The organism is Actinomycetota bacterium, assembly GCA_023488435.1.
Lineage (GTDB): Bacteria > Actinomycetota > Coriobacteriia > Anaerosomatales > UBA912 > UBA912.
Window position 1 is genome coordinate 1 of the sequence record JAMDCK010000016.1, and the last position, 18,332, is coordinate 18,332.

Genomic DNA, 18,332 nt, shown 5'->3' on the forward strand with positions numbered 1-18,332 from the left:
TCCACCATATGCACTATCAGGGACGAGCTCTAAGTCTGCGTCGCTCGGACTTGGACCGACGATTTCGCTATGGTTGCCTTCTAACGCTCCGGCCTCGAGCAGCTCTCAGATTTTCTAAACCCTCTACATCGCTGCTGTGCTGCCCTCGGTTTGCCGGCGCGCTCAGACAACATGCCGAGAGTCCCCGCTCGAATCGAGCAGGGCCTCTCAAGGAATCGACTGAACTGGAGTGCGGACAGCCTTATGGAAGCTTGTACTTCAACTTGTATGCAACCAGGCAGAGAGCCCATCCCAGTAGCGTGAACACACCGGCGACAGCGAAGGGCACATCATAGGCTCCGGTCCGGTCGTAGAGCAGCGCTCCCACCTGAGGACCGAAGAAAGCCGAGACACCGAAGGCGGTAAAGATACCCCCGTAGATCGCGCCGAGGTTCTTCACTCCGAAAGATACCGTGGTCAGGACCGGGAACAACCCGAGCGTCACAGCAAACCCGAGACCGAGGATGAAGGCACTAGCATACAAAGCTACCGTGGTGGTTGCCACTGTGTTGAAGGCGAAGTATGTAGCTGCGGTCACTCCATAAGTCCCCAGCATCACGTTCACCGGCCCGATCTTCTCGGCAAGGAAGCCAGCTAGCGGTCTACCGAACCCGTTGGCGAGGCCGAAGAATGTCATCGCCAGCGCTGCAGCCGGCTTGTCCAGACCGAGGATCGAGACACCGTAAGGAGCCACGTGCGTCATCGCCATCAGGCCACCGAAGATGATCAATACGAATCCAATCCAAATCAGGTAGAACTTAGGGGTCCTGAGCGCCTCGCCAAAGGTTGCCTCCGTACGCGGGGCCAGCATTGCGGCGCCATTAGTGGTGGTCGAAGGATCCCAATTCGGGGGGGACCAACCCGGAGCAGGTAGCCTCATGACCCAGGCAGCGAAGAAGGTTATTAGGCTAGTTATCACGCCAAGGATCAAGAAGGTGGTAGGTATCCCCACCGTGGCGATTAGTTGAGTGATTCCTGGTGCAAAGACTGCAGATGCTATTCCAAAGCCTATCAGGCCCACAGTGATAGCGAAACCGACCCTGTCCGGGAACCACTTTCGGATAGTGGGCACCGCAACGCAGTATGCCAAACCACAACCAAGTCCGCCGATAGCTCCGTAGGTTACTACAAGCCACCATACCTCGCCGAAGCGCTCAATCTGGGTGGCTCCAAGGTAGCCCAAGAGGAACAGGACCCCGCCCGCTGTTGCTACCAGGCGAGGACCGTATCTATCCTGTAGCATCCCACCAAAGATCATCGAAACGCTAAATACAGCCAGATACACAGAGACAGGAAGTGCGGCTTGCGCCCGAGTCCAACCAAACGTAGTCTCTAGCGGAACGATGAACACACCCCATGCATAGGCGATTCCGCCCATCAGGGTCAAAAGCATACCTGCGATAGGTATACTCCACCTTGAGACCACATAGGTCGGCGGACTGGTTGCGACAACAGTACTCGACATCTGAATCACTCCCTTCGAAGATCACTGGCAATCTGAATTACCGTAGTTCGTATGAGCAAGATTGCCGTACCATGGCCAAATTCGGAATGAAGATGCCGCCTACGGGGGATGCTTGTCGGCAAACGGGGGGATATATATGACTTCCGGCTATTGGTATGGGCAGCGGTAGAACCCTTGCCGTTTACCGATGATTGTCATCCGCTCACGCTAAGGGATAAACTCTCCATTTATCAGATAGTGCTTGTCTCGCAGGGTGGTCATTGAAGGGGTTGGTGACAGCTGACTTTGTGTTGAAGGGATGGCGGCTCGCACGTTGAGGATGTTGTGGTGCGCGCCGCATTGTTTCAAATAGAGAGAGAGGGTTCATGGAGGTAGTAATAGGCTTTTTGACCAAGTTCTTGGAGATGCTTCAAACGCCGACTTTGTCGTTTCTCATACTTGGAATGATCGTTGCGGCGATAAAGAGTGAGCTAAGGATTCCTGAGTCGATCTACCAGTTCACGGTGTTCGTTCTCCTGATGAGGATCGGCCTAAATGCCGGTATGGAGATGCGCAATGCTGATCTAACCGACATTCTACTACCGGCGTTGTTCTGCATGCTTATCGGCGTGGTCGTCGTTGTAGTGGGTTCCGCCATACTGAAAAGGCTACCTGGTGTCAAGGCCGTGGATGCATATGCGACCGCTGGTTTGTTCGGAGCTGTCTCATCCGGCACCTTCATAGCCGGGACTGTAGCCCTGGAAGATGCTGGGCTGGCTTTCGAAGGATGGGTTGCTGCACTTTACCCTTTCATGGACACGCCTGCTCTTGTCACCGCTATCCTGCTGGCCAACATGTACCTGAAGAAGAAGTCGGGAGATCAAGGCAGTGTCGGAATCGGAGCCATAGCCAAGGAGACCTTTCAGGGAATGGCTGTGACCACTCTGTTGGCTGGTGTTGCCATCGGCTTGATTGCTCAGCCGCAAATGGTATTCGAGGGCTTCTACGACCAGTTGTTCATGGGCTTCCTTTCTGTCCTCATGCTCACGCTTGGGATGGACGCTTACTCAAGTCTGAAGGACTTGTTCAAGGTTGCCCATTGGTATGCGCTGTATGCCTTGTTTGCTCCTTTACTGAACGGACTTCTCGGGTTCGGCCTTGGCTATGTCGCTCACCTTCTTGTCGGGTTCTCGCCCGGCGGGGTCGTTATGATGGCGATTCTTGCCGCATCGAACTCCGATGTATCTGGCCCGCCAACGATAAGAAGTGGTATCCCTTCGGCGAATCCGTCAGCCTATATTGGCAGTTCGACGGGTATCGGAACCCCGGTGGCAATTGGTATCGGCATTCCGCTATTCATCGCCCTGGGCCAGGCCGTCTTTGGTCTTTGATCTACTGAGCGCCTTGACCGCACCTGTTGCGCTAGAATAGGGGACAGGTGCGGTCTTTCTATTCGCTAGTCCCCGGAGGTGCGATGAGATCCATACCGGTCAGGATCCTGGTCGAGATTTCCCTTTGTGTGGCTCTTGCTGTGGTACTGAATGCCTTCACAGTGTTCCGCATGCCCTACGGAGGCACCGTCTCACTCGTGATGCTGCCAATCATTGTGATAGCGCTACGAAGAGGCCCATTCGCTGGCGTGGTGACTGGCGTACTTTATGGGCTCGTCGAGCTGATGATCGATCCTGTGATTGTCCATCCCGTGCAAGTGTTTCTGGACTACGTTATCGCCTTCGGAGCTGTAGGTGCTGCCGGCATTTTTCGTGGTTTACATCAGCGAATGGAGGAAGTGGACTCCAGGAGTCTGCAGGCGCTATGGATACTCTTTCTTGCAGTGACTATCTCCTCTGGGCTTCGGTATAGTGCTCACGTTTTGTCGGGCTACATATTTTTTTCCCAATATGCGCCGGTTGGACAATCGGCCATCATGTACTCAGCGCTATACAATCTCTTTGTTCCGGTCTCGGCGATAGGAGTATTCGCAGCAGCTGCCTTGGTGGTACCAACATTGCACTCGGTGTCGCTGTCACGGGCGAAGGGCTCCCCCGGTGAGCCGGATTAGCTGCCTCTTGGTCGCGGCAGCTCCATACCAGGAGGCGGCCGTCTACAAGGAAATCGTTGATTCAGCGAAGCACGTCATTGCTGTAGACGGAGGCGTCGATCTGTGCAAAACACTAGGAAGAGTCCCGCAAAGCGTAGTCGGAGACTTTGACTCAGCTACAGGTGAGGGACTGTCTTGGGCCACTGCTCAAGGTTCGGAAATCATCCCCTTGCAAGTCGACAAGGACGAGAGTGACCTTGATGTGGCACTTGGGCGCGCCATTTCCTTGGGATTCACCTCCACCACTGTGATCTGTGCGTTGTCGGGAAGGCTCGATCATACAATCGCAGCCATTGGAGCCGGATGGAATGCGCCTCCCATGTCACTTAGGTTTTGGAGCCCGGAATTCGAGGGCTGGATGCTCGGCTCAGATGGCCAGGATCGACTGTGCGTGTCCCCTGAAGGGCGCCTGGTCTCGTTATTGGCTGGGCCAGGTGGTGCCGTAGTCACCCTGGAAGGCTTTAGGTATCCCTTGCTAAGAGGCAAGATACCGGGACTCTCTTCATTCGGCATCAGTAATCTCACCGAGACAAGTGGTGCTACAATAGAGGTACACGAGGGAAGGCTTATGGCTATGCTCTTTGGGGCTTGATGCCGACGTTCATGACTTCATCGAGAGGGAACCGGAGTGAAATGCTGATTAGGATGCTGCACAGGTGATTCGTCAGGGGTCGATGACGTCGGTTGTTGAATGTCCACCTATTGCGAGTTCCCTTCAGGCGGGACGATCAGTGCCGAATCTAGAGAATATCGAGACACGCGATGTCCTCATGGAGGTCGCAGACTCCTTGAGTCATTTTGGTGTGACTGGCGTGATCGGACTTTGGTTGATGACAGACAAGCTCGCACTAATCGAGTCCCATGATTGCTCCTCGGGCGCTGATCATCCGGTGCCGCACACACTCTCGGAAGCCACTGTTATTGAGTCGATTGCCTCGAATACAAGCGTTCTAAAGCCTGTATTGACCACTGAGTCAGGGCCTGCGACCTTCCGGCATTGGGCGTGTGCGGTTCCAATCAAGATAGGTAATTCCTTCGGTGCTGTCTCTATCGAGATTATGTGTTTGCACGATCCTGACAAGGAGGCGCTCTTATCCCAGGTTCTAGTACACCGACTTCCTTTGATGGGGTGCCTTTCCCTTGCCGCTGGAGACAGAAAGACGAAGATCGCAGATGCTGCGCTTACTCTGCTACAGACGTTGAGCAAGTGTACGACTGCCGATGAAGTCCTTAGGGCTTCGTTGGAGCATGCTATTGCGCTCTCTGGGGCAACTACCGCCAGTTTGTTGCTACTCGATCCACGAGACAGCCGACTGTACATCTTCGCAGCCAAAGGGCTATCTGATCATGTGGTTAAGTCAACCGCCATTGCCTTGGGAGAGGGGGTCGCTGGATGGGTTGCGGCTACCGGTCAATCGCTCATCGTTGAGGATTTGGTAGGAGACGGAGACCGCCAGGCTCCAAGACAAGGCGTAAAGAGTTCACTTTCATTGCCAATCATGGACTCTGTTGGACTCATCGGTGTTTTGAACATCGGCAGTGATAGGCCGGGTACCTTCAATGCAGCCGTTCGCGAGATTTTCAATGTATTGGCGCAACACACTGCGGTTCATTGGCGCCTGATGTCTGCCGTTACTTCATCAAGAGATGTTCATTTGGACTCGGCGCGCCGCCTGGCCCTGACCATGGAGATAATCGAACCGGAATCAGCCGGCAGATACACCAGAGCAGTCGAGCTCGCTTCTATCCTGGGTAGATCTTTGGGTTTACCCACAGCCGACCAGCAGGCCCTTGAGTCCGCGGCATTGCTCTACGACCTGGGGATGGCCTCGACAGGACTTGAGCGCAGCAGAGGCTACATGCCGATGAGCACCGTGGAAAGAGCCGCTTTGCGTATGCATCCGGAGATCGGTGCAAGGATGACGAGCTCGGCCCTACCCACTGCGGCGAAGATGATAAATCATCATCACGAGCGGTACGATGGAGGCGGGTATCCGAGTGGCCTGGAGGGCGACGAGATTCCGATAGGCGGTCGGGTTCTGGCGGTTGTGGATGCCTTTGTAGCCATGACTTCCAGTCGTCCATACAGGGCGGCGCGCAGTACAGATGCTGCAATCGAAGAATTAAAGAAACATGCGGGCTCGCAATTCGACCCGCATGTAGTCAATCTATTGGTTTCGAACCTTAGCCTCGAGCGCACAGCCGGTCGTACTTGTTAGCACCTGCAGTCAGGCTGAGCGAGTTGTTTGCCCTCAGCCCCGCTGGACTTTCCGAGCCTTCAGGCACTTGGTACAAACATTCATCTTCTTGGTGCAGCCGTTCACGACCACGGTCACCTTCTGGATGTTTGGTCGGAACATCCGCGGCGTAACCCTGTGCGAATGGCTAACATTTCTACCTGCGACGGGATGCTTGCTGCACACGGTACATACTTTAGACATCGAAAAACTCCATTTCGCGCACTGTTAGTGTTTAGATGGCTTGGCCGAAGATTTCTTCGACAGCGACAAGCCCTGAGATGCTAACATAACCCGCTTGCGTTCACAAGAATTCGCCATTCGCTATACTAATGAAGTCCCACTTGAACTTTGGCTTTTGGAGGTCGCGCTGACATGGGTTCCACGCCAGCAGGAGAGATTCACATCGCCAATGAAGTACTGGCTGACGTCGCCGGATTCGCCAGCCTGGAGTGTTACGGTATTGTCGGTATGGCCAACCCATCCGTTCGTGATGGAATAACACAGGTACTCACACGAGACAGACTCCGAAAAGGAGTTCGGATATCGACGACCGATGAGGGGATAGTGGTTCATCTCCACGTGGTCATCGAGCATGGCACCAATCTGGCCGAAGTCTCGAAGAACCTTGCTGACAGGGTGCGCTATGTTCTCGTCAAGACCGCAGACGTCAACATCCACGCGGTGGAGGTTCACGTGCAAGGAATCAAAGTCCGCAAGTAGCCCACATTCACGGAGACATGATGACCCTACAAGCAATTACGCTGTCCCTAATTACGTCGGCGGCCGGCGCACTATCTAGCAGAGTGGACGAAGTCAACAAGCTCAACGTTTTCCCGGTACCAGACGGGGACACCGGCACCAACATGGCCTTGACCATAGATGCTGTGATAACGGCCGTCAAAGCGCTGCCTGCAGATGCAGACCAAGCCGCACTGGCTCGCGCTATCACCCAGGGTTCGCTCATGGGAGCCAGAGGAAACTCAGGCGTGATTCTCAGTCAGATCATCAGGGGGATCTGCGAGGTTCTCGGCAGCTCAGATTCGGTTGATGCTGTCACACTCGAGCACGCGCTGCGCAAGTCAGTGAGCGTTTCGTTCCAGGCCGTTAGAAAGCCGGTCGAGGGCACGATCTTGACAGTGCTGCGGGATAGCTCGGATGCTGCCACATCCGCTATTAAGGAGGGAGTATCTTTCGAGGAGCTGGCGGACATTATCGTCGCCGAGGCGTTCGCTTCGGTGCGAAGGACTCCGGATCTCCTCCCGGTACTCAAGGAGAATGGTGTGGTTGATGCCGGAGGCTATGGTCTGGCGATACTCGCCGAAGGCATCCTTGCAGCACATCGCTGTGAGGAGGTTGTGATTCCTTCCGTAGATATGGCTGAGCCTAACCTCGTTATTGAGCCCCAAGACGATTGGGATGATGACGAATTCTTGTACTGCACCGAATTCTTGCTTTTCGGCGACACGGTGGATCGGGAGGCCGTTCTGGCTTTCGTTCAGGAGCACGGCGGTTCGGAGCTCGTGGTTGGTGATGCTGGGCAATTCAAGGTTCACGTGCATACCAATGACCCGGGGACGGTCATTTCGTTCATGACGTCGCAGGGTGAAGTCTCCGATGTCCACGTCAACAATATGCGTCTTCAGACTGCTCAGCGTTCAGCGGATATCGCTCGCGATCAGGTTGAGTCTGAGGGAGCCGAGAGAAAGGACCTCGGTGTTGTCAGCGTGGCCTCAGGAGATGGGCTCAAGGCAATACTGACCAGCCTTGGGGCCGATGTTGTGATCAGTGGTGGACAGACAATGAACCCTTCAACAGCCGAGATCCTCGAAGCGATCGAAAAAGTCAATTCCGAAGCTGTCATAGTGTTGCCCAATAACAAGAACATCATACTTGCGGCCCAACAAGCTGCGGAGCATTCGGCTATACCGGTTCGAATAGTCCCGACCGTCTCGGTGCCACAAGGGTTCACTGCTCTCCTCGAGCTGAACATGGACGATGAGCTTGACGTCAATGCTGCAAGGATGAGCGAGTCACTTCAGGGTGTGCGGACTGGGGAGGTCACACTTGCGGTCAAGGATTCCAGTACCAGTGGCCTGAAGATCAAAGCGGGAGACATCATCGGGATTGCCGATGATGAGATCAGGGTTCAAGGAGCCGACGTCGTTGAGGTGGCGATCGAGTTGATGGCCACGATGATCGACGATGCGGAAACCGTCACCCTTTTGGCAGGTGAGGATCTAACTGAGGAGCAGTTCGAGCTATTGCAGGCAGAGTCGAGTGCTCGCTTCCCGACAGTTGAGTTCGAAGCCCACCGCGGCGACCAGCCACTCTATCCGATCATATTCTCGGTGGAATGAAATCCGAGCCAGGCAGAATCACAAATGGAGGCAACCGTGCCAAAAACCGGAATAGTAGTCGACAGCACCTGCGATCTAGGTCCTCGTTGGCTTGAGTCCAACAACGTTAGCATGGTTCCGCTGAAGGTCCTCTTCGGCGATCAGACCTTTTTGGATGGAATCGATCTGACGCCGGCTGAGTTCTACAGCAAACTGGTGAGCTCCCCGGTGTTGCCCAAGACCTCACAGCCGTCACCCGCCGAGTTTGCAGAAGTCTACAAGGCTCTTGCGAGCGATGGGTGCACAGAGATCGTCTCGATCCACCTGTCCTCAGCAATCTCGGGGACCTTCGAATCCGCCACTATGGCCGCTGCCGATAGTCCGATCCCTGTACGTCTGGTTGACACGCGCTCTGTCACGCAAGCCGCCGGCTTGATCGTTAAGGGCGCAGTGGCCGCAAGGGATGCCGGGGTTGACTCAGCTGCCATTGAGGCTGTTGCAAGGAGCCTGTCGACGTCCACCAGGATGTTCTTCGTACCCGACACCTTGGAGTACCTCGTCAAGGGCGGACGAGCCGGCAAGGCTCAGGGATTGGCTGCCTCGTTGCTCAACATCAAGCCAATCCTTACCTTCAACCCCGATGGGATCATCGAGCCGTTCAAGAAGGTCAAAGGGATGAAGAGGGCGCTCACCGAACTCACTGCACAGATTCTCAGGGACTCTCAGGAGAAAGGTCGACTCCGGCTGATCGTATTCCATGCAGCAGCACCTGAGTTGGCCGAAGAACTCCGATCAATGGTTATCGACGCTGGCGTCGATTGCGAACTCGATCCCATAGACTGGGTCGGCTCCGTCATCGGTACCTATGGCGGACCGAATGCCGTCGGATGCGCCTACCATCCTATGATCTAGGAGGGCTTCCTTGCAGGCGGTCGAGTCATCGGAACCAATCGAGGCATTGAGGTCCTACGATTCTTCGGTCAGTTCGATCAGGCAAGTCAACAGCGCTAGGAAAGAGGCGCTTGATCGAATGGGACTGTCAACTGTGCGCAGGTTGCTAGACCACTCACCGTTGCGGTACCTGGATTTCTCGACCCGGGCTCCAATCCTGGATTTAGTACCCGGGATGGAGGCAACGGTAGTCGGGACTATCTTGAGTGTCAAAACTCGCAGCCCCAGACATCGCCTAACCCTCACGGAGATAGCCATAGGCGACGATAGCGGGGGAGTACTTCTCGGCGTCTGGTATAACCAGGAATACATAGCTAGCACCTATCGCGAGGGACAGACCGTGGCGTTCGCTGGCAGCGCACGCTTCGAATTCGGATTCATGCAGATGCGTCGGCCCTTTGTCGAGATTCTTGCGGACTCCTCGGAGGTGGCCGAGCTCAACCGGATCCTGCCTGTCCATCCAGCTACCGCGCAGCTGACCAGCAACTGGATCCGGCGCCTGATCACAAGTGCTCTCTCTATGACGTTGGTTTTACCGGACTATCTTCCGGCAGGACTGAGGATTGCAAATGATCTTACCAGTCGACGTGATGCCATTGCGGGGCTCCACTTTCCCCGCAATTCCGAGCATCTTGCCGAAGCCAGGAGACGGCTCGCCTACGATGAGTTGCTGTTCATGCAGATCGCGATGGGCGCCTCACGACTAGCCCAAACACCCGACGATGCTGGATTCAGGCACAGGATCGACGGGCCGCTGCATCCGGCTCTGAAATCGGCATTGCCGTTCGCCCTCTCTGGTGAACAGCAACTCGCTGTAGGTGAGATTGCACAGGACATGAGTGCGCCGAAGCCCATGAACAGGATGCTCATCGGTGATGTAGGTACAGGTAAGACTGTTGTAGCAGGGCATGCCTTGGCCATCGCAGTTGATTCAGACGCTCAGGCACTGATGATGGCACCAACAGAGGTGCTTGTAGAGCAGTATCGTCACAGTCTTGGACCGATGCTTGACAAGATCGGCGTTAGGTATGCGATTTTGACCGGATCGACACCGCAGCCTGCGCGCAAGGAGATTTTGTCTGGCCTTGCGAGCGGGCGTATTTCGGTCGTCTTCGGCACTCATGCTCTTCTCGAGGAGTCCGTCACATTCCACAACCTGACTTTAGCAATAGTCGATGAGCAACATCGGTTTGGAGTAGCGCAAAGACGCAAGGTCCGCGAGAAGGGCTCCGGCGTCGATCTGCTCGTCATGACCGCCACCCCGATTCCGCGGTCCCTATCGCTTACCTACTATGGCGACCTGGATGCAACCTACCTCAAGTCGTATCCCCGATCCCGCCCGGCGGATCACATCACCACTAGGTGCCTGGACAAGCCCCATAGGGAGGAGGCGTACGCGGCTGTTCGCGAAGCAGTCGCAGCGGGACATCAAGCTTACGTCATCTGCCCGCTGGTTGAGGAATCGGATGCGTTGGATCTCAAGGCAGTTACTGCCGAGGTCCACAGGTTGCGAACCGAAGTCTTTCCGGGGCTATCGGTCGCGCATCTGACCGGTAAGATGACCTCTGCCGAGAAGTCCGCGGTAATGACCGCATTCCGCGAAGGGAAAATCGACGTCCTCGTGTCAACGACAGTGGTCGAAGTCGGCGTAGATGTGCCCAATGCAACCGTGATGATCGTGGAAGACGCCGAGAGGTTCGGGCTTGCGCAACTCCATCAACTCCGAGGGCGAATAGGTCGTGGGATTGAGCGTGGAGCTTTCTTCGCCTTCGCCGACCCGAAGTCTGATGATGGACGTGCCAGAATGCGTGCTTTTGAGGAGTCCAACGACGGCTTTCTGCTAGCCCAGATAGACCTGGACATTCGAGGCCCGGGACAGATTTTCGGGGAGAAGCAATCGGGAATTCCTGAGTTGAAGTTCGCCTCACTAAGTGCTGATTTGGAGCTGATTGAGCGGGCTCGGTACGATGCTCGCATGCTGCTCGAATCCGATCCAGGCTTACAGTCCCAAAGAAATCGTCCGTTGCATGACGAACTTCAGGTTCGCCTCAGCGAGGCACAAAGGTGCGTGAGTAGCGGATGAGAGTCATATCTGGCCGATTTAGGTCACGCAGAATACACGTACCCAAAGGCGTCACTGCCAGGCCCACCATGGACCGGGTGCGCGAGGCACTGTTCTCGAGACTGGAAGCGTTGGACGCCATCGCTGGAGCTGTGGTTCTTGACGCTTTTGCCGGCTCCGGGGCGCTAGGAATCGAGGCGCTCTCACGCGGGGCCACTCACGTCACTTTCATCGAACGTGACAGTTGGGTCTTCCGTACTCTGAAACGCAATCTTGTCGAGTTCGACGTGCAGCAATGTACGACCGCTATCCGCAATGATGCTTTGGGGCACGACCTGTCATTCGGGGCCATCGCAAAGCCCTTTACGTTGATTCTTCTCGACCCTCCCTATAGAATCGATAAATCCGAGGTCACGATGTACATCGAGAGGCTTGCCATGCACGACCTGCTTTCGGATGGAACATATGTTGCATGGGAGTACTCTTCGGATAACATGGCACAGTGGCCACCGGGTTTTTCATCGCTCGGTCACCGGAGTTACGGAACGACAATGGTAGACATAGCGGTATACGACAAGGAAGCTGCATGAAAAGAGGCGTTTGTCCCGGAACATTCGATCCAGTGACATCCGGGCATATTGACATCATCGAGCGCGCTTCGGCGATACTCGATGAACTGATTGTCGGAGTGGCGTTCAACCCCGATAAGGGTGGTGGTCCTTTATTCACCGTGGAAGAGAGGGTTGCACTCATCGAGAGGGCAACCGCACATCTACCCAACGTAAGTGTTCGCCCTTTCGGGAATCTGCTGGTCGATTTCGCTCATGAGGTCGAGGCCACTATCGTCATCAAAGGACTGCGGGCTCTCACGGACTTCGAACGGGAATTCCAGATGGCCCAGCTCAACTATCGTCTGGATCGCAAGATCGAGACCATGTTCATCATGGCAATACCCGAGTACATGTATCTGAGTTCATCTGCTGTAAAAGAGATAGCCGGGCATGGAGGATCCGTCGTGGGTCTGGTTCCTGAAGTCGTCAGGACAGCTCTGTCGGAACGCCTGCCCTCGTCGCACTAGGGAGGATTCATGGATATATTGACGTTGATCGATCGAATTGAAGAGCTGGTACACGACGGCAAAGGGATTCCGTTCTCCAGCTCCAAACTCGTTGACCCAGTGAAGGTCTACGAGATCGTCGATGAGATCCGCGCACAGTTCCCAGATGAACTAAAGCAGGCTCGGTGGATCGTCAAAGAGCGCCAAGAGATGCTCGAAGAGGCCGAGAAGGAAGCGAACCGCATCCTCGAGGAAGCTAGGGATCGTGCCGCCGCCCTGGCGTCTGAGCAGGAGATCGTGAAGATGTCCGAGCAGCAAGCTGCAGCGATTCTCGACGATGCCCGCAACAAAGAGCGCGAGATCAGGCTCGGTGCCGAGGATTATGCCGACGAGATGTTGGCTAACCTCGAGGTAAACCTGGGCAAGCTCTTGACCGCAGTCCAGCGTGGCCGCGACCGACTTCAGGGCAAGGTCGGCGGCCAGCGATAAGGATTCTGAGGAGTTTCAGTGGATTCGTTTCTTGTATACGTCGGGGATGTCACCCATGACCTAGGCTCCTCCATCAACGTGATCGAAAGTCTGATACTCCACGACTTCACTTTCAATGAGATGGCTTTCACACATGCATCACCCGCTCAGGTCGATATCACCGTTACGAACACTGGCGCCGGACTCGTCGCAATGGGTTCCGTGGCGGCGACCCTGAGAACGGAGTGCTCACGATGCCTCGAGCCGTTCGAGATGCCGGTTGTGGGTACTATCGAAGCCTTTTTCACAACCGCGGATCGCGCAATCGACCTCCCCGAGGGTCAAGAATGGTCGCCCATCCAGGGTGAGACCGTCGACGTGTTGCCGGGGGTGCTCGCCGCCATACTGGTCGAGCTTCCCATCGCACCCGTACACAGCGATGACTGCCGAGGAATTTGCCCGAAGTGCGGCTGCGACCTGAATGAGAATCGTTGTGAGTGTCCATCTGATGCGAAGGCCCCCAATCCCTTCGAGGCCCTGCGGTCGCTTCAAGAGGAGACCGACTGACTCAGGTTCTTTGCTATCGCCAAATTATCGGCGCGATAGCCTAATGCGTGTGGTATCATAGCCGCTCATGTAGTGGAGCTGTGACTATTGAGATCGGCCGATTGCCGCGTGGAGTCGGCTGTAAGTTCTGAAAGGAGTTTGAGGAACATGCCGGTTCCCAAGCGGAAAAAAGGACGTGCCAAGACCGCATCTAGGCGCGCTACCCATATTATTTCTGGCCCATCCATCGCGATGTGCCCCCAGTGTCACCAAGCGAAACTTCCCCACAGGGTCTGCGCTTCTTGCGGCTACTACAAGGGCAAGGAAGTCATCGACACCCAGTAGCTTCGGCACCCGTAGTGGAGCTTTGGTTACTTACTCGTAGTTCTGACCCAGCTGACCATCATGGAGCGACATGTCTGATTTAAGAATTGTTACTGTCGCAGTCGATGCTGTCGGAGGAGATTTCGCCCCGAGCGCGATCCTCGAGGGAGTCCACCGGGCCCTTGCTGGAGACACCGGCCTTCGGGTCTGCCTACTCGGCCCAGAGGAGATCGTCGTCGAACATGCGCGCAAGTCGGAGCGATGCGACGCCGTGATCACCACTCAGACTATCGATATGGATGAGAATCCAGTCAATGCGGTGCGCACGAAGAGGGACTCATCCATCGTAGTCGGGTGTCGCATGGTGAAGGAGACCTCGGCAGATGCGTTCTTCTCGGCGGGCTCAACCGGTGCGTGTATGGCAGCAGCGACTCTGACTCTGGGGAGGATCAAGGGAATTTCGCGTCCGGCCATCGCTACCGTGATCCCTACTGAGAGAAACCCAGTGGTCCTGTTGGACGTGGGTGCGAACGCCGATTGTAAACCCGAGTATCTGCTCGATTTTGCGCGGATGGGCCAGGCTTACGCCAGGCTGGCTTTGGGGGTGGGGAATCCGCGGATCGGGCTTCTCAATATCGGAGAGGAGCCCTCCAAAGGCTCACAACTGAGCATCGATGCCCATGGCATGCTGAGGGAGAGCGTTCCAGGATTCGTGGGCAACATCGAAGGGCGTGATCTGACGCAGGGAGCGGTTGACGTCGTTGTCACTGACGGGTTTACCGGCAACGTCACGCTCAAGCTGCTTGAAGGTGTGAGTAAGTCGCTACTTACTCAGGTGAAGGCGGCGATGCTTTCCAGCGTTGCGACCAAGGCAGCAGCTGTGGTCTTGAAGCCGTCGCTGATGCGCCTGAAAGAGAAGATGAGCCCGGATACCTATGGTGGTGCGCCGCTTTTGGGTGTCAACGGTGTGTGCATCATCGGTCACGGATCCTCTAGCCCCCTAGCCGTGTCGAATGCGATTGCGATGTCCGCGCAGATGGTTCGCAGAGGACTGCTTGCTGAGATAGCTCGAGCTACGGCAGCACAGGACGTGAGCGATAGCGAGTCTGGCCGATGACTCACGCGAGGCGCTTTGCTTCCATCACTGGGACGGGCTCGTATCTTCCCGAGCGAATCCTCACGAACTGCGAGCTCGAGGCCATGGTCGACACGTCGGACGAGTGGATCCTATCTCGCACCGGGATCGCCGAGAGGCGCATCGTTGCGCCCGACGAGGCCACGAGTGACCTAGCCGCCGAAGCAGGCCGCAAGGCGTTGGCTGATGCCCGGATTGCACCGGCTGATCTCGACCTCATCATCGTCGGTACGTCCTCGCCGGATTTGATTTTTCCCTCTACGGCATGTATCACCCAGCGCCTGCTAGGGGCAGAATGCCCTGCATATGATGTCATGGCCGCGTGCACTGGCTTTGTGTTTGCACTGCAGGCGGGGACCGCTGCCATCGAGTCTGGCAGGGCTGACACCGTCCTAGTCATTGGCGCTGATGCTCTCACCAGGCATGTTGACTTCACTGATCGAACCACCTGTGTCCTTTTCGGTGATGGCGCTGGAGCGGTGGTTCTCCAAACAACTGAGGAACCTGGTGTGCTGAGTATCGTGCTTGGCTCTGATGGCCGCGGCGGTGATCATCTGTCGATTCCAGCGGGCGGTTCCAGAAAGCCCGCAGCTTCTTTCAGCCCCGAGTCCGGCGAACACTTCTTGAAGATGAATGGTAACGAGGTTTTCAAGTTCGCGGTAAGGGCCATACCGAAAGTCACCCGACAAGCGCTCGCGGCATCTAACCTTTCTGTGCAGGACCTCGATTGGCTGATTCCGCATCAGGCCAACCAACGGATCCTCGATACTGTTGAGGAGCGCTTGGGTATCGACCACAGTAGGGTATTCTCGAACCTGAGATATACCGGCAACACTTCTGCTGCATCGATACCCATCGCTATTGATGAGCTGAACTCCGCTGGCAAACTTTTGGCTGGAGCCAACATCGCTCTGGTCGGCTTTGGAGCAGGACTGACCTGGGGAGCTGCCATCGTCCGCTGGACCGCTCCACCAAGACTGAAGGGAAATTAGATGCCGTTTCGCACGCGTGTCACCGAACTCTTTGACATCCGCCACCCCATCATCCAGGGCGGGATGGCATGGACTTCGACTGCCGAATTAGCCGCCGCTGTCAGTAGCGGCGGCGGCCTGGGCATCATCGGCGCAGGGCAGATGCCTACTGACAATTTGCGGACGCAGATCAGGCTGGCCAAGACACTCACCGACAAGCCCTTCGGCGTCAATTTGATGCTGATGACTCCGCATATCGACGACATCGTCGACATGGTATTGGCCGAAGGTGTACACATGGTCACTACCGGTGCCGGAAATCCCGGCAAGTACATGTCGGTATTGAAGGATCGCGGAATCAAAGTCGTCCCGATTGCTCCTTCGGTGGCACTCGCTAAGCGTCTTGAGGGGATGGGCGCCGACGCGATAATCGGCGAGGGCATGGAGGCGGGAGGGCATATTGGAGAGTTGACGACCATGACGCTCGTTCCGCAGTTGGTCGATGCCGTTTCAGTCCCCGTCATCGCAGCGGGTGGGATCGCAGATGGCAGAGGTGTCGTAGCCGCGTTCGCGCTGGGAGCCGAAGGGATTCAGGTAGGAACTCGATTCATGTGCGCCACCGAGTGCACCATCCACCCCGACGTCAAGCAGAGCATTCTCAAGGCTCGCGACCGGGAGACTGTTGTGACTGGTTACTCGACTGGGCATCCAGTTCGCGTGCTCAAGAACAAGCTCGCCAAGATGATTGCCGCACATGACAAGGCTGGCGAGACTGAGGAGATCGAAAAACTCGGGACAGGCAAACTCGCGCTGGCTATGAGAGATGGCGATCTAGAGATGGGCTCGCTCATGGCCGGTCAATCAGCCGCACTGGTTTGCAAGATTCAGCCTGCCGCCGAGATCATCGACGAGATGATGACCGAGGCAAGCTTGATGATCCGCTCGATGCCTGCAAATCTTCTGGAGGCATGATGGCTCCCGCAGGTAGCGTCTTCGTTTTTCCGGGGCAGGGGTCGCAGCGCCCCGGCATGCTGACTTTGGCTCCCGAGAACGACACACTCGACAGACTCCTGGATGCAGCCGAGGGAATTTCCGGGCTGCCTATTCGCGAACTTGGAGAGGATGAATCTCTAGACCCCGAGGCGTTGCTCGACACAAGGGTCTCCCAGCCGCTCCTATATCTCGTCGACTGGGCTTGGGCTGTCGCACTGATGGACACTGGCATCGAACCTGTCGCTCTGGCGGGACACAGCCTGGGCGAGTTCGTCGCCCTGGCGGTATCAGGTGCCATCTCCGTTGAGGCGGGCTTAGAATTGGTCATCCAGCGCTCAAAACTCATGGCCAAAGCCGCCGAGGTGCATCCCGGATCCATGACCGCCGTGCTTGGGCTATCGCAAAGTGAGGTCCGTGAGTTCACCGATAGAGTCGATGGCGTCTGGGTCGCGAACGACAACTCGACCAAGCAAACGGTGCTTTCTGGGCGACTGGAAGCTCTCGCCGAGGTATCAGAGCTCCTGGCTGCCGAGACATCCGCACGCCTGATTCCGCTGAAAGTCTCCGGCGGATTTCATAGCCCACTGATGGAACCTGCAGCCGAGCGATTCGCAGAGAGTCTGCGTCAAGCTGAATTCCGCTCAGCCGTCATTCCCGTTCTTTCCAACGCTGAGCCGACACCGACGCAAGATCCCGAGATTCTTCGGCAGAGGTTGATTTCACAGATGACCGCTCCGGTAAGATGGACCGAGACCATGGCTGCGATATCGGAACTTGCGCCTGTAGTTGCCATCGAGTCGGGTCCCGGCTCGGTGCTGCGAGGTCTGGCTCGTGGGGTTCCCGGCGTGTCCATGATTAGCGTGGAGTCTGTTGGACTTGAGCATATCGTTGAGGAGGTGATGAGTCGATGATCGACTTGAACAGCAAGATCGCACTGGTAACCGGCGCCTCAAGGGGAATCGGGGCTGCCATCGCTACGACTTTGGCACGACAGGGTGCCTCGGTCGCAGTCAACTACTTCGGCAGTGAACAGGCGGCTAGGGCAGTCGTGGAGGAGATCACTCGCGAGGGGGGCAAGGCCGTCGCTATCCAGGCGAATGTCGGCGTCGCCGCCGAAGCAGACCGCCTGCTAGCGCAGGTGATCGAGACCTTCGGGCGGGTCGATATCGTCGTGAACAACGCCGGGATCACTCGTGACGGGTTGCTGGTGCGCATGAGCGACAGTGACTGGCGTGATGTCATCGACACCAATCTGACCGGGACGTTCAATGTGACTCGTGCAGTGACTCGCCCGATGATGAAGCAGCGAGCCGGGACGATCATCAACATCACCTCGGTCGTAGGGCTTACAGGCAACGCCGGTCAGGCGAATTACTCGGCAGCTAAGGCCGGCGTCATCGGCCTTACCAAGTCTACCGCCCGCGAGCTTGCTTCTCGGGGGATCAGGGTCAACGCTGTAGCACCCGGGTTCATTGAGACAGACATGACCGCCGAGCTATCCGAGTCTGTCCGAAGCGAGGTCGTAAAGGACATCGCACTCGGCACCCTTGGGAAACCGGCTGACGTCGCGAACATGGTGGCATTCCTGGCTTCCGAGGAGGCCCGCTACATCACAGGTCAGGTGATTGCAGTAGACGGAGGAATGACTTTTCTCTAGTCTGACTG

The 18,332-nt window shown here is 56.3% G+C and carries 20 protein-coding genes; 18 read left to right on the forward strand and 2 right to left on the reverse strand.

Going from position 1 to position 18,332, the window contains the following annotated elements; translation table 11 throughout:
* Positions 1 to 241: 241 nt before the first annotated feature.
* Entirely contained in the window at positions 242 to 1,504 is a 1,263-nt protein-coding gene (locus tag M1617_01680; GenBank protein MCL5887003.1) for an OFA family MFS transporter, read from the reverse strand.
* A gap of 365 nt (positions 1,505 to 1,869) precedes the next feature.
* Here M1617_01680 and M1617_01685 point away from each other — a divergent pair, with 365 nt between their 5' ends.
* The 4 genes from M1617_01685 (at position 1,870) to M1617_01700 (ending at position 5,803) form a co-directional block, all read left to right on the forward strand.
* Positions 1,870 to 2,874 (forward strand): sodium-dependent bicarbonate transport family permease, encoded by a 1,005-nt coding sequence (locus tag M1617_01685; GenBank protein ID MCL5887004.1) that lies wholly within the window; start codon positions 1,870 to 1,872, stop codon positions 2,872 to 2,874.
* An 83-nt stretch (positions 2,875 to 2,957) separates the two neighbouring features.
* Entirely contained in the window at positions 2,958 to 3,545 is a 588-nt protein-coding gene (gene thiT / locus M1617_01690; protein ID MCL5887005.1) for an energy-coupled thiamine transporter ThiT, read from the forward strand.
* Entirely contained in the window at positions 3,532 to 4,176 is a 645-nt protein-coding gene (locus M1617_01695) for a thiamine diphosphokinase (protein MCL5887006.1), read from the forward strand. The genes thiT and M1617_01695 overlap by 14 nt, the downstream gene beginning before the upstream one ends.
* Before the next feature lie 139 nt (positions 4,177 to 4,315).
* Positions 4,316 to 5,803, forward strand: coding sequence for a GAF domain-containing protein (locus tag M1617_01700; protein ID MCL5887007.1), 1,488 nt, complete (start codon positions 4,316 to 4,318; stop codon positions 5,801 to 5,803).
* A gap of 33 nt (positions 5,804 to 5,836) precedes the next feature.
* Here M1617_01700 and rpmB read toward each other — a convergent pair whose 3' ends face one another.
* On the reverse strand, positions 5,837 to 6,025 hold the full coding sequence (rpmB, locus tag M1617_01705; GenBank protein ID MCL5887008.1) for a 50S ribosomal protein L28: 189 nt from the start codon (positions 6,023 to 6,025) through the stop codon (positions 5,837 to 5,839).
* A 171-nt stretch (positions 6,026 to 6,196) separates the two neighbouring features.
* On the opposite strand from rpmB, the gene M1617_01710 reads away from it, so the two are divergent.
* The 14 genes from M1617_01710 to fabG all read left to right on the forward strand — a co-directional run bounded on the left by M1617_01710 (position 6,197) and on the right by fabG (position 18,324).
* A complete protein-coding gene (locus M1617_01710) occupies positions 6,197 to 6,544 on the forward strand; it encodes an Asp23/Gls24 family envelope stress response protein (protein MCL5887009.1) in 348 nt (115 codons plus the stop codon).
* 20 nt (positions 6,545 to 6,564) lie between these two features.
* The gene (locus M1617_01715; protein MCL5887010.1) at positions 6,565 to 8,181 is read left to right on the forward strand and encodes a DAK2 domain-containing protein; all 1,617 of its coding nucleotides are present in this window, start codon (positions 6,565 to 6,567) and stop codon (positions 8,179 to 8,181) included.
* A gap of 36 nt (positions 8,182 to 8,217) precedes the next feature.
* Positions 8,218 to 9,072 carry a DegV family protein gene (locus M1617_01720; GenBank protein MCL5887011.1) on the forward strand — a complete coding sequence of 285 codons (855 nt, stop codon included), beginning with the start codon at positions 8,218 to 8,220 and terminating at the stop codon, positions 9,070 to 9,072.
* A gap of 46 nt (positions 9,073 to 9,118) precedes the next feature.
* Positions 9,119 to 11,194 carry an ATP-dependent DNA helicase RecG gene (gene recG / locus M1617_01725; GenBank protein ID MCL5887012.1) on the forward strand — a complete coding sequence of 692 codons (2,076 nt, stop codon included), beginning with the start codon at positions 9,119 to 9,121 and terminating at the stop codon, positions 11,192 to 11,194.
* Positions 11,191 to 11,763 carry a 16S rRNA (guanine(966)-N(2))-methyltransferase RsmD gene (gene rsmD / locus M1617_01730; protein MCL5887013.1) on the forward strand — a complete coding sequence of 191 codons (573 nt, stop codon included), beginning with the start codon at positions 11,191 to 11,193 and terminating at the stop codon, positions 11,761 to 11,763. Before recG ends, rsmD begins: the two co-directional genes overlap by 4 nt.
* Complete coding sequence (gene coaD / locus M1617_01735; GenBank protein MCL5887014.1) at positions 11,760 to 12,251, forward strand: pantetheine-phosphate adenylyltransferase; 492 nt, start codon at positions 11,760 to 11,762, stop codon at positions 12,249 to 12,251. The genes rsmD and coaD overlap by 4 nt, the downstream gene beginning before the upstream one ends.
* A gap of 9 nt (positions 12,252 to 12,260) precedes the next feature.
* Positions 12,261 to 12,719 carry an ATPase gene (locus M1617_01740; protein MCL5887015.1) on the forward strand — a complete coding sequence of 153 codons (459 nt, stop codon included), beginning with the start codon at positions 12,261 to 12,263 and terminating at the stop codon, positions 12,717 to 12,719.
* A gap of 18 nt (positions 12,720 to 12,737) precedes the next feature.
* A complete protein-coding gene (locus M1617_01745; protein MCL5887016.1) occupies positions 12,738 to 13,265 on the forward strand; it encodes a DUF177 domain-containing protein in 528 nt (175 codons plus the stop codon).
* 147 nt (positions 13,266 to 13,412) lie between these two features.
* Positions 13,413 to 13,589, forward strand: a complete 177-nt coding sequence (rpmF, locus tag M1617_01750; protein ID MCL5887017.1) for a 50S ribosomal protein L32 — start codon at positions 13,413 to 13,415, stop codon at positions 13,587 to 13,589.
* Positions 13,590 to 13,659: 70 nt separating this feature from the next.
* Positions 13,660 to 14,685, forward strand: a complete 1,026-nt coding sequence (plsX, locus tag M1617_01755) for a phosphate acyltransferase PlsX (GenBank protein ID MCL5887018.1) — start codon at positions 13,660 to 13,662, stop codon at positions 14,683 to 14,685.
* Entirely contained in the window at positions 14,682 to 15,695 is a 1,014-nt protein-coding gene (locus M1617_01760; protein ID MCL5887019.1) for a ketoacyl-ACP synthase III, read from the forward strand. Before plsX ends, M1617_01760 begins: the two co-directional genes overlap by 4 nt.
* Complete coding sequence (fabK, locus tag M1617_01765) at positions 15,696 to 16,646, forward strand: enoyl-[acyl-carrier-protein] reductase FabK (GenBank protein ID MCL5887020.1); 951 nt, start codon at positions 15,696 to 15,698, stop codon at positions 16,644 to 16,646.
* On the forward strand, positions 16,643 to 17,578 hold the full coding sequence (locus M1617_01770) for an ACP S-malonyltransferase (protein ID MCL5887021.1): 936 nt from the start codon (positions 16,643 to 16,645) through the stop codon (positions 17,576 to 17,578). Before fabK ends, M1617_01770 begins: the two co-directional genes overlap by 4 nt.
* Positions 17,575 to 18,324: a 3-oxoacyl-[acyl-carrier-protein] reductase gene (fabG, locus tag M1617_01775; protein ID MCL5887022.1), complete on the forward strand. Its 750-nt coding sequence runs from the start codon at positions 17,575 to 17,577 to the stop codon at positions 18,322 to 18,324. The genes M1617_01770 and fabG overlap by 4 nt, the downstream gene beginning before the upstream one ends.
* The last annotated feature ends 8 nt before the right edge of the window (positions 18,325 to 18,332 follow it).

Excerpts from the sequence above, each read along its gene's own strand:
- M1617_01680 (MCL5887003.1), bottom strand. The coding sequence starts at position 1,504 with ATGTCGAGTACTGTTGTCGCAACCAGTCCGCCGACCTATGTGGTCTCA.
- M1617_01685 (MCL5887004.1), top strand. The coding sequence starts at position 1,870 with ATGGAGGTAGTAATAGGCTTTTTGACCAAGTTCTTGGAGATGCTTCAA.
- thiT (MCL5887005.1), top strand. The coding sequence starts at position 2,958 with ATGAGATCCATACCGGTCAGGATCCTGGTCGAGATTTCCCTTTGTGTG.
- rpmB (MCL5887008.1), bottom strand. The coding sequence starts at position 6,025 with ATGTCTAAAGTATGTACCGTGTGCAGCAAGCATCCCGTCGCAGGTAGA.
- M1617_01710 (MCL5887009.1), top strand. The coding sequence starts at position 6,197 with ATGGGTTCCACGCCAGCAGGAGAGATTCACATCGCCAATGAAGTACTG.
- M1617_01715 (MCL5887010.1), top strand. The coding sequence starts at position 6,565 with ATGACCCTACAAGCAATTACGCTGTCCCTAATTACGTCGGCGGCCGGC.
- rsmD (MCL5887013.1), top strand. The coding sequence starts at position 11,191 with ATGAGAGTCATATCTGGCCGATTTAGGTCACGCAGAATACACGTACCC.
- coaD (MCL5887014.1), top strand. The coding sequence starts at position 11,760 with ATGAAAAGAGGCGTTTGTCCCGGAACATTCGATCCAGTGACATCCGGG.
- M1617_01740 (MCL5887015.1), top strand. The coding sequence starts at position 12,261 with ATGGATATATTGACGTTGATCGATCGAATTGAAGAGCTGGTACACGAC.
- rpmF (MCL5887017.1), top strand. The coding sequence starts at position 13,413 with ATGCCGGTTCCCAAGCGGAAAAAAGGACGTGCCAAGACCGCATCTAGG.
- plsX (MCL5887018.1), top strand. The coding sequence starts at position 13,660 with ATGTCTGATTTAAGAATTGTTACTGTCGCAGTCGATGCTGTCGGAGGA.
- M1617_01760 (MCL5887019.1), top strand. The coding sequence starts at position 14,682 with ATGACTCACGCGAGGCGCTTTGCTTCCATCACTGGGACGGGCTCGTAT.
- fabK (MCL5887020.1), top strand. The coding sequence starts at position 15,696 with ATGCCGTTTCGCACGCGTGTCACCGAACTCTTTGACATCCGCCACCCC.
- M1617_01770 (MCL5887021.1), top strand. The coding sequence starts at position 16,643 with ATGATGGCTCCCGCAGGTAGCGTCTTCGTTTTTCCGGGGCAGGGGTCG.
- fabG (MCL5887022.1), top strand. The coding sequence starts at position 17,575 with ATGATCGACTTGAACAGCAAGATCGCACTGGTAACCGGCGCCTCAAGG.